Source organism: Agromyces rhizosphaerae, from assembly GCF_027925245.1.
Lineage (GTDB): Bacteria > Actinomycetota > Actinomycetes > Actinomycetales > Microbacteriaceae > Agromyces > Agromyces rhizosphaerae.
Genome location: NZ_BSDP01000001.1, coordinates 354,105 through 368,160, shown reverse-complemented (window position 1 = coordinate 368,160; position 14,056 = coordinate 354,105). Strand labels below are relative to the sequence as shown.

The following is a 14,056-nucleotide window of genomic DNA, read 5'->3' as shown; positions in this document are numbered from 1 at the left end:
GTGAACGAAACCGCTGGCCCGAGCTGGGCGGATGACGCCGCCGGCGTCGAGTTGAGTCCCGACGAGCGGGCCGCCGAGGAGCGTCTCGAGCTCGTGGACCGGATCGCCGGGCTGGAGGCCCAGGTCGCCGAGCTGCAGCGCACCCCGCTGCTCTCGCCGACCGAGACCATGGCGCTGGAGCGCAACGTCGCAGCCATGCAGGAGTCGACCACCTGGCGGGTCGGGAGGGCCGTGATGTTCCCGGTGCGCGCGCTGCGCTACGCGAAGCGGCGGTTCCTGAGTTGAGCGACGCGTCCGCTGCTCGTACCGAGGCGTGGATCGACGCGGCCGGACACGCCGACGGGGACGTCGACGAGATGGTCGCCTCGGTGATCGCGGCCGGCATCCCGTCGCACGCGGTGCGCGTGGTGTCCACCGAGGACGACCCGCCCGTCCGCGCGGACGGGGTGCGCGTGATCCCGGCGGACGTCGAGGTGCTGAACCGAGAGTGGCGTGCGTCCGGCGCCGAGTTCCTCATGCTCGTGCGACGCGGCCGGGCGGAACCGGAGACGGTCGATCGCGTGACGGGCTTCCTCGACCGCTTCCCGGAGGTCGAGGTCGCGTACGGCGACTCGGTCGCCGCGAAGGACTCGAGCCCGCTGACGCGCCCGCGCTTCTCGCCGATCCGGCTGCGCAGCAACGACTACCTCGGCCCGATCGTGGTGGTCCGCAGGTCCGTGCTCGAGCGGCTCGGCGGGTTCCGTCCCGAGGCGCGCCGGGCACAGGTGCTCGACCTGGTGCTCCGGGCCGATGAGGCCGGGCTCGACATCGCGCTCGTCCCCGCGGTGCTCGCGCGCGAGGACCTTGCCGACGTCGACTTCGCCTCGAGCGCCGAGGCGCAGGACCGCGTCGTGCGGGACCACCTCGACCGCTGCGGTGTCGTCGCCGAGATGGAGCATGTGCGCCCGTTCACGCGGCGGCTGCGCTACCGCATCGAGGGCGACCCGCTGGTCTCCATCGTCATCCCGACCCGTGGCGGGTCGGCGCACGTGGCGGGTGCGGAGCGCGTGCTCGTGGTCGAGGCGATCCGCGGGATCGTGGACCGCTCGACCTATCGCAACCTGGAGTTCGTGGTCGTCTGCGATCGCGAGACCCCCGACGACGTCGTCGCCGAGCTGCGCGAGCTCTGCGGGGACCGCCTGCGCATCGTGCTCTGGGACGCGCCGTTCAACTTCAGCGCGAAGATGAACCGGGGCGCCGCCGCGGCGAGCGGCGAGTACCTGCTCCTGCTGAACGACGACGTCGAGGTGGTGACCGACGACTGGATCGAGTCGATGCTCGGGCTCGCCCGGCAGCGCGGCGTGGGCATGGTCGGCGCGATGCTCTACTTCGAGGACTCCACCATCCAGCACGCCGGCCAGATCTACACCGGCGGCGTCGCGGGTCACGCCGCGTTCGGCTGGACCGGTGGGCGCGACGACCTGCTCGGCACGCTCGCGACCGACCACGAGGTGTCCGGCGTCACTGCCGCCTGCGCGCTGATCGCGAGCGACGTCTACGCCGAGGTCGGGGGGTTCACGCTCTCCCTGCCGGGCAACTACAACGACGTCGACCTGAACATGAAGGTCCGGGGGACCGGTCGGTCGGTGGTGTTCACGCCGTGGGCGCGGCTGTACCACTTCGAGTCCAAGTCGCGCGACCCGCGCATCCTGCCGTCGGACATCGAGACGCTGCAGTCGCGATGGCTGCGGCGGATGCAGGTCGAGATGTACTCGCGAATGCTCTGAGGCGCCGGGCTCAGTCGGAGAGGACGCCCGACCGCACGGCCGCCGCGAGGGCGTCCCGCCACGGGCGCATGGGTGCGAGCCCCGCCCGCGCCCACCCGTCGTGGCCGAGCACGGAGAACGCGGGCCGCGGCGCCGGGCGCACGAACGCGGAGCTGTCCGTGGGGGTGATCCGGTCGGGGTCGAGCCCCGACTCCTCGAGCACCGCACGGGCGAAGCCGAACCACGAGGTGCGGCCGCCGTTGGTGCCGTGGTAGACGCCGCCCGGTGCATCCGAGTCGAGCAGCTCGACCGTCTTCGCCGCGAGGTCCGCGGTCCAGGTCGGCTGGCCCACCTGGTCGTCGACGACGCTCCAGGTGTCCTTGGACTCCGCGAGCCTCAGCATGGTCCTGGCGAAGTTCGGGCCGTGCGCGCCGTAGAGCCAGGCCGTGCGGATGACGAACGCCGCGTCGCCGGCGCGCTCGAGCACGAGTCGCTCGCCGGCCGCCTTGGTGCGCCCGTAGGCGGAGATCGGGGCGTGCGGGGTGTCCTCGGCGTAGGGCACCGTCGCGGCGCCGTCGAAGACGTAGTCGGTCGAGTACTGCACGATCCGGGCGCCGTGCAGCGCGGCGGCGGCGGCGAGGTTCCCGGCCCCGGTGGCGTTCACCGCGTATGCGGCGTCCTCGTGGGACTCCGCGTCGTCGACCTTCGTGTAGGCGGCGGCGTTGACGACCACGTCGTGCCCGGCGACGGCGTCGGCCACGGCATCCGCATCGGTGATGTCGAGGTCCCCGCGCCCGAGTGCGGTCACCTCGCGCCCCTCGAGCGCGGCCTGCAGGTCGGTCCCCAGCATCCCGGTCGCACCGGTGACGAGGTAGCGGCTCACGTCACTGCCCCTGGGCGGTGTAGCGGGCCTCAGTGGCATCTTTCTGGGGCGCCCACCAGGCCTCGTTCTCGCGGTACCAGTCGATGGTCGCGGCGAGGCCGGCCTCGAAGTCGGAGTATCGCGGCGCCCAGCCGAGCTCGGTGCGCAGCTTGGTCGAATCGATCGCGTATCGCATGTCGTGGCCCGGGCGGTCCTTGACGTGGTCGTACGCGTCGGACGGCTGGCCCAGCTGGGTCAGGATGAGCTCCACGACGTCCTTGTTGTTGCGCTCGCCGTCGGCGCCGATGAGGTAGGTCTCGCCGATCTCGCCGCGCTCGAGGATCGCCAGCACGGCCGAGGAGTGGTCGTCGGCGTGGATCCAGTCGCGCACGTTCTCGCCCGTGCCGTACAGCTTGGGGCGCTCGCCGCGGAGCACGTTGGTGATCTGGCGCGGGATGAACTTCTCGACGTGCTGGTACGGCCCGTAGTTGTTCGAGCAGTTCGAGATGGTCGCCTGCACGCCGAACGAGCGCACCCACGCGCGCACCAGCAGGTCGCTGCCGGCCTTCGTCGACGAGTACGGGCTCGAGGGGTTGTAGGGCGTCTGCTCGGTGAACCGCGCGGGGTCGTCGAGTTCGAGGTCGCCGTAGACCTCGTCGGTGGAGATGTGGTGGTAGCGGGTGCCGTGGCGGCGCGCGGCCTCGAGCAGCGTGTACGTGCCGATGATGTTCGTGTCGAGGAACGGGCGCGGGTCCTCGAGCGAGTTGTCGTTGTGGCTCTCCGCCGCGTAGTGCACGACCGCGTCGTGGTCGGCGAAGAGGCGGTCGACGAGCTGCGCGTCGACGATGTCGCCGCGGACGAACCGGAAGCGGTCCTCGGGCAGGCCGTCGAGCGACGCGCGGTTGCCCGCGTAGGTCAGGACGTCGAGCACGGTGACGTCGTGGTCGGTGTGCTCGATGAGGTGGTGGACGAAGTTGGAGCCGATGAAGCCGGCACCGCCGGTCACGAGGATCTTCATGTGCGTGGGAAAACCGTTCTGTCGCGGACCGTGCGATTCTACCGGTCCCGTCCTGTGCGGTGCCGAACCGCCGGGGCACCCCGTCGGCGGCGCGCATGTGGAAAGCCCCGTCCCGATCCCCCGGGCATGGGAACATCTGCGGGTGCATGCCACCGAGACCGCGCCGACTCCGCCGACCGCGCCCGAGGACGAGCCGTCGGCCGAGCTGGTCCGCCTGAGCGACGAGGTGGTCCGGCTCGGCTCCGAGGTCGTGCGCCTGCGGGCCGAGATCGAGGCACTGAGGCATCCGTCGCCGTCCCCCTCCCGGGTGCGCCGGCTCGCGGCTCGGGTCCGGGCCCGCCTGACGCGCCGGACGGCGTAGCGTGCGCGGGCCGGAGCGGGTGCTCGCGTATCCCTGGTACGCCGACAACCCGTGGCAGTCGATGCTGTACGCGCGGCTGCCCGAGCACGGCGCCGAGGTCGTCCCGCTCGCGGACGTCGCCGGACTGACGGAGGCGCTCCGGGAGGAGCGCACGCCCGGCAGCACGGTGCTGCACCTGAACTGGACCGCGCCGATCAGCCAGTCGACGCCCGACCTGGCGCTGGCCGCGTGGCAGGTCCGCTCCGTGCTCGACGCGACCGACGCGTTCCGGGCGAGGGGCGGCACGGTCGTCTGGACGGTGCACAACGTCCTGCCGCACGAGCCGCACCACCTCGGGCCGGAGCTCGCGCTCTGCCGGGGGCTCGCCGAGCGCGCCGACCGCGTGATGGTCATGAACCCCGACACCGCGGCGCTCGCCTCCCGCTGGTACCGCCTGCCGCCCGAGCGGACGACGGTGGTCCCGCACCCGAGCTACCTGGGACGCTTCGCCGACGACGTCGATCGGGCGACGGTGCGCGAGCGCCTCGGGCTGGGCGAGTCCGAGCGCGTGCTGCTGCACCTGGGCCAGATCCGGCCCTACAAGGGCCTCGACCTGCTGGCCGAGGCGTACCGGAGGGCCCGGGAGTCGGACCCGGACCTGCGGCTGCTCGTGGCCGGTGCCCCCGGTCCCGGCGCGGACCTCGAGCGGACGCGCGAACTGCTGGACGACCTGCCGGGAGTCGTCGCGTCACTCGGGCGGGTCGAGGACGACGACGTGCAGGTCTGGATGCGCGCCGCCGACGCCATGGTGCTGCCGTATCGGGCCGCCCTGAACCCGAGCCTCGTCTGGCTCGCCGCGACCTACGGGCTGCCGGTGCTGCTTCCCGACGTGCCGGCGCTGCGCTCGCTGGCCGGTCCGGACTGGGTTCGGACGTTCCCGCCGACCGCGCCGGGCCTCGCCGCGGCGCTGCGGGCCGTGGCCTCGCCTCCGCCCGGACCCGTCGCGGCGGCCGCCGCGGCGGACGCGCGCGCGGTCGCGCCAGAGGTCGTCGCCGCCCGTTTCGCGGAGATGGTGCGCGAGATCGCGGTGCCGGCGCCGCGTTGAGGGGTGCTCCGCGCGCGTTGGTAGGATGCATCGGTGCAGATCCGCGAACTCGAGATCCCCGACAGCTACGAGATCACCCCGAAGCAGTTCGGCGACGACCGGGGGGTGTTCCTCGAGTGGTACCGGTTCGACCGGCTCGCGGAGGCGGTGGGGCATCCGCTCTCCCTCGCCCAGGGCAACACATCGGTCTCGAAGCGCGGCGTGGTCCGCGGCATCCACTTCGCCGACGTGCCGCCGAGCCAGGCCAAGTACGTCACGGCCACGCACGGCGCGGTGCTCGACTTCGTGATCGACATCCGGGTCGGCTCGCCGACCTTCGGCAAGTGGGACTCGGTGCTACTCGACGACGTCGACCGGCGCGCCATCTACATCGCCGAGGGGCTGGGCCACTGCTTCGTGGCGCTGACCGACGACGCGACCGTGAGCTACCTGGTCACCTCGACGTTCAACGCCGAGCGCGAGCACGGCATCGACCCGCTCGACCCCGATGTCGGCCTGGTGTTCCCGGATGCCGCGGGGGAGCCGCTCCTGTCGCCCAAGGACACGGCCGCGCCGAGCCTCGCCGAGGCCGCCGCATCGGGCCTCCTGCCGACCTGGGAGGCTGCACGGGCCTATTACGACGCACTCAACAAGGGAGCCTGAGCACATGCGCGGCATCATCCTGGCCGGAGGTTCGGGCACCCGACTCTGGCCGATCACCAAGGGCATCTCCAAGCAGCTGATGCCGATCTACGACAAGCCGATGATCTACTACCCCCTGTCGACGCTGATGATGGCGGGCATCCGGGAGATCCTGATCATCACTACGCCCGAGTACAACGACCAGTTCCGCGCGCTGCTGGGCGACGGCAGCGACCTCGGCATCACCCTCGAGTACGCCGTGCAGCCCTCGCCCGACGGCCTCGCGCAGGCGTTCATCATCGGCGAGGAGTTCATCGGCGACGACAGCGTCGCGCTGGTGCTCGGCGACAACATCTTCCACGGCTCGGGCCTCGGCACCGCGCTGCAGGCGCACACCGAGGTCGACGGCGCGGTCATCTTCGCCTACCAGGTGAGCGACCCGACGGCGTACGGCGTGGTCGAGTTCGACGACGAGTTCCGCGCCGTCTCGATCGAGGAGAAGCCCGCGCAGCCGAAGAGCAGCTACGCGGTGCCCGGGCTCTACTTCTACGACAACGACGTCGTGGAGATCGCGAAGACGATCGAGCCGAGCGCCCGGGGCGAGCTCGAGATCTCGACCGTGAACGAGCGCTACCTCGAGGCGGGCAGCCTCAAGGTGCAGGTGCTCGACCGGGGCACCGCGTGGCTCGACACCGGCACGTTCGAGTCGATGATGCAGGCGTCCGAGTACGTCCGCGTGATCGAGGACCGCCAGGGCTTCAAGATCGGATGCATCGAGGAGATCGCCTGGCGCGCCGGCTGGATCGACGACGCGCAGCTCGCGGCGCTCGCCGCACCGCTCGTGAAGAGCGGCTACGGCGCGTTCCTCGAGCGGCTGCTCCACGACGCATGAGCGTGATCCGCCGCGCGACGACCGCGGTCGCCGTATGGACCCCGCGCGTCATCGCCTCCCGCTGGTTCTTCGTCGCCGTCGTCGCCGCGTACGTCGCGGGTGCGGCGCTCATCGCCCTCGCGGCCCGGCCGTTCCTGCTGTACGACGAGTTCTACCACTTCCGGGTCGCGGAGCTGTACACGGGCCAGTGGTCGCCCTGGATCGCCGACGGGAGCGACGTCACGCACCTGGGCGACGTCGAGCGGCTCTCGTCGTATCTCTTCCACTGGCTGATGAGCTTCCCGCTGCGCGTGGCCCAGGCGGCGGGACTCGGCGAGTTCGGCCAGGTCGTCGTGCTGCGCCTCATCTGCGTCGCGCTCTCCGCGGCCGCGCTGCCGATCTACCGGTCGATCCTGCGTCGCGTCGGCCTCTCCGCGGCGCTCTCCAACGCCGCGATGGCGGTGTTCATCCTCCCGCCCGTGGTGATGTTCGTCGGCGCCACGGTGAACTACGACAACCTGCTCCTGCTGCTGGCGGCGGGATGCTTCGCGCTCGCGGTGCGCGCGTACACCTCGGAGCGCGCCGACATCCCCGCCCTGGTCGGCGTCGTGGCCCTGGGCTGCGTGGCCACGCTCACGAAGACCGCGTTCCTGCCGGCCTTCGCCGCCATCGGGGTCATGCTCGTCATCAACGAGATCGTGCGCGGCCGGGCGGAGGGCTTCGGCGCCCGCTGGAGCGCCGATCAGCGGCCGTGGCTGCGCCGCCCGGCGACCTGGGCGATCCTCGCCGGCACGGTCGTCGCGCTGGTGCTCTTCTTCGAGCGCGTCGTCGGCAACGTCCTCGCGTACGGCACGCCCGACCCGGACTGCGCGCGCGTGCAGACCGAGGAGCTCTGTCGGACCTTCGGCGTCTGGAGGCGCAACGAGGCCCTCGAGGAGGCCGCCGCCGGGAACTCGGTGCGTCTCGGCAACAGCCTCAGCTACCTCATCACGAGCTGGCTGCCCGAGTCGGTGCGCACGGCGCTCGTCGTGGGCGGCGAGACCGCCCGCGGCATCCAGACGTCGTCCGGGTCGCCGATCATGCAGGCGACGATCGGCTGGGTCGCGATCATCGGCGCGTTCCTCGTCGTGCTCGCCTCCACGCGTGCCTTCCGCAGCCGCACCGCGCGCGTGCTCGCGGTCGCGTTCGCGACCTACTCGGCGGCGCTGTTCTGGACGAACCTCGGCCACTTCGTGCGGTTCGACGTGCCGCTGGCGATCCAGGCCCGCTACCAGCTCATGTTCCTGCCGCTGCTCGTCGGCGCCGCGCTCGCCATGTTCGGCCGGATCGTCGACCGGACGCAGCGCTCGCCGATCGCCTGGAAGCTCGCGGCCGTCGCGTTCGTGCTCTTCCTGGCGCTGCAGGGCGCAGGCCCGATCACGTACCTGGTCGGGTCGGATGCGTCGTGGATCGCCCCGGAGAGCCCGATCGTCGACCTCGTGCCGTTCCTGCGTCGCATCGCGGCGCTCGACGTGATCGGCGTCTGACGCACGTCCCGACCGATCGCGGGCGGGGCGACGCGCCCTGCGGGCACCGGCCTATCGGGCGCTGACCGCGTCCGAGGGCTCGGCGGCATCCGGCGCGAGCACCCGGTCTCGGAGCATCCAGAGCGGTATCGCGGTGGATGCTGCGAAGGCGACCGCCGCCACCAGCAGCACGACCAGCGCCGTCGACGGCACGAAGATCGGCCCCAGGTCGCGCATCGCCCCCACGGGGTCAGACAGGAGCCGTTCCGCCCCGGCCGCGTAGGCCGTGAGCGAGACGGCCGACCCGACGATGAGCACGACCTGGAGCGACGGCAGCAGGAACGCGCGCAGTCGCGGTGCGAGCACGATGCCTCCGACCATCAGCGCGGCGAAGGCGAACGTCGCCGGGAGGAAGTAGCGCGTGTTGTACGTGCCGTAGCCGATCGCGTGGCTCAGCTGCATCAGGTAGGCGCCCGCCATGAGGGCGACGAGCATGGCGACGACCCCCCACTGCGCCACGGAGGGGCGCGTGCGGCCCCGGGCGATGCGGAGGCCCCAGGCGAGCAGGGTCGCGAGCGACGCGGCCCAGAAGACGATCGCGGACGCGGCGGGCGCCCACTCGAAGACCGTCACCGCCCACTTCCCGAACAGCCCCCCGGGGTAGATCCCGTAGAAGTTCCAGTCGGCGAGGTTGTCCCAGAGCGTGCGGGGCAGCCGTCCCTGCAGCGGACCCGACTCCACCGACCGGTACCAGGAGCCGCTCAGGAGGGCGTTGCGCACGTAGAACCAGCCGAACGCGGCGACGGCGGCGACCCAGGGCAGCGCGGCCGCGCCGAGGCCGAGCAGGACGCGTCGGCCGGTGCCGCCACGACCGTGGAGGAGCACGCCCCCGAGGATCGCCGCCGAGGCGATGGCCAGCACCAGGACGAAGGTCGCCTTGCTCCCGGCGCCCACGATCGCGAGCCCGCAGAGCGCGACGATGCGCCAGGCGGACGGCCCGCGGAGCAGGACCGCGGCGGCGACCGCGACGGTCCAGGTCGATGCGACGACGAGCAGCATGTCCCCGTACACCTCGCCCGAGAACCGCAGGTAGGCGTAGGTGAACGCGCCGACGGCGGGGATCGCGATCGCGAGGGGGGCGCGGAGCCGGCCCCCGATCGTCCAGCCTCCCCAGGCCATGCCGAGGAGCGCGACGACCCCGAGCCCGATGTTGAGCAGTCGCAGCTCCGCCACCGCGCGGATCCACGCCATCTGGTCGTCGGATGCTGCCTCGAGCAGGCCGCCCACCAGGCCGGCGGACAGCAGGTAGAAGAGCGGCGGATGCGCGGAGGCGTACTGCCGTCCGAGTTCGAGGCGCGACTCGGTGATCGTCCAGACGGCCGGGTCGAACACGTGGCCGATGGGGGCGGGGAGCCCTCCCCGCGCGACCTGGAGCGTGTAGTCGAGATGCTCGTAGGCGTCGGCGGTGCCGCTCCAGCGCAGCGAGAACGCCGCGAACGCCGAGGCGCAGACGAATGCGGCGGCGACCAGCGCGACACCGATGAGCGCCAGCCGGCGCTCGCGACGATGGTTCCCGGCGGTCGCCGCCGTCATCAGGCCGAGTCGAAGCGCGGCGGCGACGGCTGGGCGCCGACGAGCGGGATGCCGGGCTCGCCGTACCGGAGCACCTTCGTGTACTCGAGGTTCTCCTCGAGGAGCACGCGGTTCGTGCGCAGGAGGTCGGCGAGCACGCCGAGCGCGAAGGCGAGCAGCGCTCCGATGAGCAGTGCGACGCCGATGAGCAGCGACTGGATGTGCTGGCCGGCGTCCTCGGCGAAGAGGGTGATCAGCACCAGGTAGCGCACGAACGGCACCATCGCGGCGACGAACATGATCGCCGCGATCCACGCGAAGAACACGAACGGCTGGAACATGAGGTAGCTGCGCAGGATCGCCTGGGCGGACTTCATGACGTGCTCGCCCATGGACGAGAAGAGGCGCGACTCGCGCGTCTTCGGGTTCGTGTCGACCTCGACGCTCGCGATCTTCAGGCGCTTGTTGCCGGCCTGGATGATCGTCTCCATGCAGTAGCTGAACTGGGTCACGACGTTCAGGCGCAGGAGGGACGCCTTCGAGTACGCGCGGAAGCCGCTCGCGGCGTCGGGCAGGCGCGTTCCGGCCGCCTGGTTGACGACCCAGCTGCCGAGCGCCTGCAGCTGCTTCTTGAACCAGGAGAAGTGCGAGATCTTGTGCGTCTGCCGGTCGCCGATGACGATGTCGGCCTCGCCCGCGATGATCGGGGCGACGAGGTCGGCGATCCGGGCCTGCGGGTACTGGTTGTCGCCGTCGGTGTTCACGACGATGTCCGCCCCGTGCGTGAGGGCGTAGTCGATGCCGTCGCGGAACGAACGCGCGAGGCCCATGTTGCGGTTGTGGTGCACGAAGTGGCGCACGCCGTGCTCGCGGGCGACCTCGACGGTGCGATCGGTCGAGCCGTCGTCGATGATGAGGATCTCGAGCTCGTCGACGCCGGGGATCTGCTTCGGGATGCTCTCGAGGACGAGCGGGAGGGTCTCCTCCTCGTTGAGGCAGGGAATCTGGACGAATACCTTCACGTTGGTCTTTCCGTTTCGGTGCCGCCGGCGGGGGACCGGACGGCGTTCAGTGTAGTGCGGCTCAGGCGGCCGACGGGGAGTCGGCGCCGCGCACGAGGTCGGCGATGAGGTCGGCCTGCTGCAGGGAACGGGCCTTGACCTCGGGCAGGTGCACGGCGAGGCGCTCGCGCACCTCGTCCTCGTGCGCCACCAGCGCCTCGAACCGCTCCCGCAGGTAGGCGGGGGAGAGCTTGTCGTGGCCGAACGCCCACTCCTCGAGCTCGAACATCTCGAGCACCTCGGCGTACTTGTGGCTCCAGCCGATGACGAGCGTCGGCACCTGCATGGCGAGCGAGGAGACCATGGCGTGGAACCGGCTCGCGACGAACAGGTCGCAGCGCCCGATCAGGTAGCGCAGCTGCTGCGAGGTCATCTCCCGCTCGAGCACCAGCAGGTCGTCGCCCGGCGCGAGGCGCTCGGCGATCGACCGGCACAGCGGGAGGTCGTTGTTGTGGGTCTTCTCGGTGCCGGTCCGCACGCTGTGCGGCACGAGCACGACGCGTCGACCGGTGGAACGGACCCACTCGATGAACTCGACGAGCTGACCCGCGTAGTCGCCGCCCTTCGCGTCGACCTTCTTCTGCAGCACCACGCTGGGGGAGATGCCCACCACCTCGCCGTGCTCGAAGAAGTCGAGGTCGACGTGCTCCGCGACGGCGGCGGGCTCGGTGCCGTCGAGCTCGAGCGAGAAGGCGTAGTCGGCACCGGCGACGAGGTTCTGCAGGCCGAGGCCCTCGGCGAACTCGTGCGTGATGCGGCCGCGCGTGACGAGCGTGCGCACCTTCGGCAGGAAGGTCTTCGACGCCCAGCGGTTCACCGGGTTGCGGAACGGGCCGACCGCCTGCGCGCACTTGAAGACCGGCGTGCGGGTGTTCAGCGCCGGCAGGATCGACGCGACGTTGTAGAGGAGGAACTTCTCGCGTCCGTCGGTGAAGGTGATCCCGCCCTGGTCGAGCAGCACGGAGGAGCGCGTCAGCGCACGGACCGCGCGCGAGCGCCGGCGGATGAGCGGGCGGAACGGCGGCAGCAGGCGGTAGGTGAGCGCGAGGAGGTTGATGGTCACGCCGAGTTGGCGGGGCGCGGCCGGGACGACCTCGAGGTTGGGGTACGGGTTCTGCGCCGCATCCTCGGACGGGTACATGCTGAGGAGCGTGAAGTCGACGTCGCCGAGGCGCTCGCCGAGCGTCTGGACGGCGCTCTCGAGCATGGCCGCCGCACCCTTGTTGCCAGAGAGTGCGGAGCCGATGATCGTCACGTGGTGGGTCATGGACGGTTCTCCTTCGGGATTGCGCGGCGAAGCGCGAGGTACGCCAGCGCGACGACGGCATCGCCGATCGTGCTGAGCAGGCGGGCGAGCAGTGAGATGACGATCGCCTGCGCGGTGGTCGTGTACTGGCTGAGGATCAGGACGATGATGGCCTCGCGCACGCCGAGACCGCTCGGCACGAAGAACGCGAGGATGCCGATCGCGCCGGCGAGCACGTAGGCGGCGCCGAACGGCAGCCACTCGGCGGGGGTCACCTCGGTGACCGTCGCGGCGAGGATCACGAAGCCGACCGCGTTGAGCAGCCGCGGGAGGAGGAACTCCGCCAGGCTCGCGAGCGTCTGCGGCGTGGAGAGGAAGTACTCGACCGGCACCTCGGACTTCAGCGCACGGCGCGCGGCGACGTTCACGACGCGGTGGAAGAACGGCTTCCACATCACCAGCCCGAGCGGGATGAGCGCGAGCAGCGGGAGCAGCAGCGTGGCCGGGTTCTCGCCGAAGAGGTCGGTGCCCAGCGCGAGCAGCAGGATCAGCACGGACGGGATGATCGACGCGAGCTGCAGCAGCACGTTCTCGTACACGAACGAGATGATGACGACCGTCCGGCTGATGCCGCGCTTGCCCGCCCAGAGGACCTTGTTCACGACCGAGCCGACCTGGCCCGGGATGTACTTCAGCAGCCATGAGAGCGACTGCACCGCCATGGCCTCGGTCCGCGTGATCCGGGTCCCGTCGAGCCGTCGCAGGAGGCGGCCCCAGAGCAGGCCGGTCACGAGCACCGCGGCCGCGAACACGAGCGTCGCGACCACCCAGGTCCAGTCGAAGCCGATCTGCGCGGCCTGGACGTCGTCCCAGTTGCGCGCAAGCGTGGCGGCGAAGAAGTAGCCGACCACCGCCACGACCGCAACGGTCAGCAGCCAGCGCAGCGCCTTCCGGAGCAGCCTGCGGGAGCCGTCGGTGGCCATCACGCGAGTTCGTTGAAGCGCCGGAACGTGTCGAGCTCCTTCTTCTGCGAGAAGGGCACGAGGCCCTCGCTGTGCGAGTAGCCCACGGCGATCAGCATCACCACGCGGTCGGTCGTCTTCAGGCCGAGCGTCTTCTGCATCTTGCGCTCGAGCGGCTCGAAGTCCGGCCAGTTGATGATGCTCGAGCTGAGGCCGAGCGTCTCGAGGGCGAGCAGGAACGACATGGCGGCCAGCGAGCTGTCGACGTAGATCGCGTGGCGGTCGCGCGGGCTGAAGTAGCTCTCCAACTTGCCGATGACCACGACGATCGACGGGATGTTGTCGGCGTAGCCCGCCGTGCCGAACGGGATGTTGGCGACGGTGCGCACCATCTCGGGCTCGTCGAAGACGCGGAACTCGTAGGGGAGGCGGTTGCACGCGGTCGGCGCCTGCCGGGCGAGGAGCAGCGCCTTGTCCATGAGCTCGCGCGGCACCGGGCGCTGGTCGAACCAGCGCACGCTGCGGCGCTGCATCGCGAGCTCGTGCAGCTGGTCGTAGCCGACCTCCGAGAGCGTCTTCTTCGGGTACGGGACCTTGCCCGTGAACTCGGCGTCGTGGCCGGCCCGCTCGAAGCGCGCGAGCGCGGCGGCGACCGTCTCGTCGGCGTGGTCGACCACGCGGAAGTACTCGGTGAGCACGTCGTGCGCCCACTCCATCTCGCTCGGCTCCATGGTGCCGGGCGAGGTCTGGACCTGGCGCACCGCGTCCTCGTAGAACTCGATCGTCTCGGTGATGTAGTCCCGCGCGAAGACGGGCCGGCGGGGCCGCATCGTGAGGCCCTTCTCGATGCGGTGGACGTTGCGGCGGAGCTCGACGTGCGTGGGCCGGTCGCGGTGCTTGTTGCGGTAGTAGTCGCGCCGCCCGCGGAGCACCGCGGCCTGCTCGCGGTTGAAGGTCACGAAGCTGATCACGTAGTACAGCCAGACGAGCACGCGCGACGCGCCGAAGGTCTCGAGCACGACGCGGTTGACGACCTCGTAGGTGCGCCGGATCCACGTGATGGCGAGCAGGTCCTTGGCGATCCGCTTGAGTGTGTTCAGCACCGGGTCTCCGAGATCATGTGGGGGAACGTTGAAGGGCGCGATCGC

14 protein-coding genes are annotated in these 14,056 nt (G+C 71.0%); 7 read left to right on the top strand and 7 right to left on the bottom strand.

What is annotated here, in order from left to right; genetic code table 11:
- Positions 1–285, top strand: coding sequence for a hypothetical protein (locus QMG39_RS01735; protein WP_281882102.1), 285 nt, complete (start codon positions 1–3; stop codon positions 283–285).
- Entirely contained in the window at positions 282–1,766 is a 1,485-nt protein-coding gene (locus QMG39_RS01730) for a glycosyltransferase family 2 protein (RefSeq protein WP_281882101.1), read from the top strand. The genes QMG39_RS01735 and QMG39_RS01730 overlap by 4 nt, the downstream gene beginning before the upstream one ends.
- A 10-nt stretch (positions 1,767–1,776) precedes the next feature.
- Here the strand turns inward: QMG39_RS01730 and rfbD are convergent, their stop codons facing one another.
- A complete protein-coding gene (rfbD, locus tag QMG39_RS01725; RefSeq protein WP_281882100.1) occupies positions 1,777–2,628 on the bottom strand; it encodes a dTDP-4-dehydrorhamnose reductase in 852 nt (283 codons plus the stop codon).
- A gap of 1 nt (position 2,629) precedes the next feature.
- Positions 2,630–3,625: a dTDP-glucose 4,6-dehydratase gene (gene rfbB / locus QMG39_RS01720; RefSeq protein WP_281882099.1), complete on the bottom strand. Its 996-nt coding sequence runs from the start codon at positions 3,623–3,625 to the stop codon at positions 2,630–2,632.
- A gap of 142 nt (positions 3,626–3,767) precedes the next feature.
- Here rfbB and QMG39_RS01715 point away from each other — a divergent pair, with 142 nt between their 5' ends.
- From QMG39_RS01715 to QMG39_RS01695, 5 genes are read left to right on the top strand one after another with little or no spacing between them, the layout of a single operon-like run.
- Positions 3,768–3,986, top strand: a complete 219-nt coding sequence (locus tag QMG39_RS01715; protein WP_281882098.1) for a hypothetical protein — start codon at positions 3,768–3,770, stop codon at positions 3,984–3,986.
- A 1-nt stretch (position 3,987) separates the two neighbouring features.
- Positions 3,988–5,070, top strand: a complete 1,083-nt coding sequence (locus tag QMG39_RS01710; RefSeq protein WP_281882097.1) for a glycosyltransferase family 4 protein — start codon at positions 3,988–3,990, stop codon at positions 5,068–5,070.
- 33 nt (positions 5,071–5,103) lie between these two features.
- The gene (locus QMG39_RS01705; protein ID WP_281882096.1) at positions 5,104–5,712 is read left to right on the top strand and encodes a dTDP-4-dehydrorhamnose 3,5-epimerase family protein; all 609 of its coding nucleotides are present in this window, start codon (positions 5,104–5,106) and stop codon (positions 5,710–5,712) included.
- 4 nt (positions 5,713–5,716) lie between these two features.
- Positions 5,717–6,583 (top strand): glucose-1-phosphate thymidylyltransferase RfbA, encoded by an 867-nt coding sequence (gene rfbA, locus QMG39_RS01700; protein ID WP_281882094.1) that lies wholly within the window; start codon positions 5,717–5,719, stop codon positions 6,581–6,583.
- Positions 6,580–8,088: a hypothetical protein gene (locus QMG39_RS01695; RefSeq protein ID WP_281882093.1), complete on the top strand. Its 1,509-nt coding sequence runs from the start codon at positions 6,580–6,582 to the stop codon at positions 8,086–8,088. Before rfbA ends, QMG39_RS01695 begins: the two co-directional genes overlap by 4 nt.
- Positions 8,089–8,139: 51 nt before the next feature.
- On the opposite strand, the gene QMG39_RS01690 is transcribed toward QMG39_RS01695, so the two are convergent.
- The 5 genes from QMG39_RS01690 to QMG39_RS01670 form a co-directional block, all read right to left on the bottom strand.
- On the bottom strand, positions 8,140–9,660 hold the full coding sequence (locus QMG39_RS01690) for a hypothetical protein (protein ID WP_281882092.1): 1,521 nt from the start codon (positions 9,658–9,660) through the stop codon (positions 8,140–8,142).
- Positions 9,660–10,661 (bottom strand): glycosyltransferase family 2 protein, encoded by a 1,002-nt coding sequence (locus QMG39_RS01685; RefSeq protein WP_281882091.1) that lies wholly within the window; start codon positions 10,659–10,661, stop codon positions 9,660–9,662. Before QMG39_RS01685 ends, QMG39_RS01690 begins: the two co-directional genes overlap by 1 nt.
- Before the next feature lie 61 nt (positions 10,662–10,722).
- Complete coding sequence (locus tag QMG39_RS01680) at positions 10,723–11,967, bottom strand: polysaccharide pyruvyl transferase family protein (RefSeq protein ID WP_281882090.1); 1,245 nt, start codon at positions 11,965–11,967, stop codon at positions 10,723–10,725.
- Positions 11,964–12,929, bottom strand: a complete 966-nt coding sequence (locus QMG39_RS01675) for a lysylphosphatidylglycerol synthase domain-containing protein (protein ID WP_281887115.1) — start codon at positions 12,927–12,929, stop codon at positions 11,964–11,966. Before QMG39_RS01675 ends, QMG39_RS01680 begins: the two co-directional genes overlap by 4 nt.
- Positions 12,929–14,011 carry a nitroreductase family protein gene (locus QMG39_RS01670; RefSeq protein WP_281882089.1) on the bottom strand — a complete coding sequence of 361 codons (1,083 nt, stop codon included), beginning with the start codon at positions 14,009–14,011 and terminating at the stop codon, positions 12,929–12,931. Before QMG39_RS01670 ends, QMG39_RS01675 begins: the two co-directional genes overlap by 1 nt.
- Positions 14,012–14,056: the final 45 nt, after the last annotated feature.

Excerpts from the sequence above, each read along its gene's own strand:
- QMG39_RS01675 (WP_281887115.1), bottom strand. The coding sequence starts at position 12,929 with ATGGCCACCGACGGCTCCCGCAGGCTGCTCCGGAAGGCGCTGCGCTGG.
- QMG39_RS01695 (WP_281882093.1), top strand. The coding sequence starts at position 6,580 with ATGAGCGTGATCCGCCGCGCGACGACCGCGGTCGCCGTATGGACCCCG.
- rfbA (WP_281882094.1), top strand. The coding sequence starts at position 5,717 with ATGCGCGGCATCATCCTGGCCGGAGGTTCGGGCACCCGACTCTGGCCG.
- QMG39_RS01690 (WP_281882092.1), bottom strand. The coding sequence starts at position 9,660 with ATGACGGCGGCGACCGCCGGGAACCATCGTCGCGAGCGCCGGCTGGCG.
- QMG39_RS01680 (WP_281882090.1), bottom strand. The coding sequence starts at position 11,967 with ATGACCCACCACGTGACGATCATCGGCTCCGCACTCTCTGGCAACAAG.
- rfbB (WP_281882099.1), bottom strand. The coding sequence starts at position 3,625 with ATGAAGATCCTCGTGACCGGCGGTGCCGGCTTCATCGGCTCCAACTTC.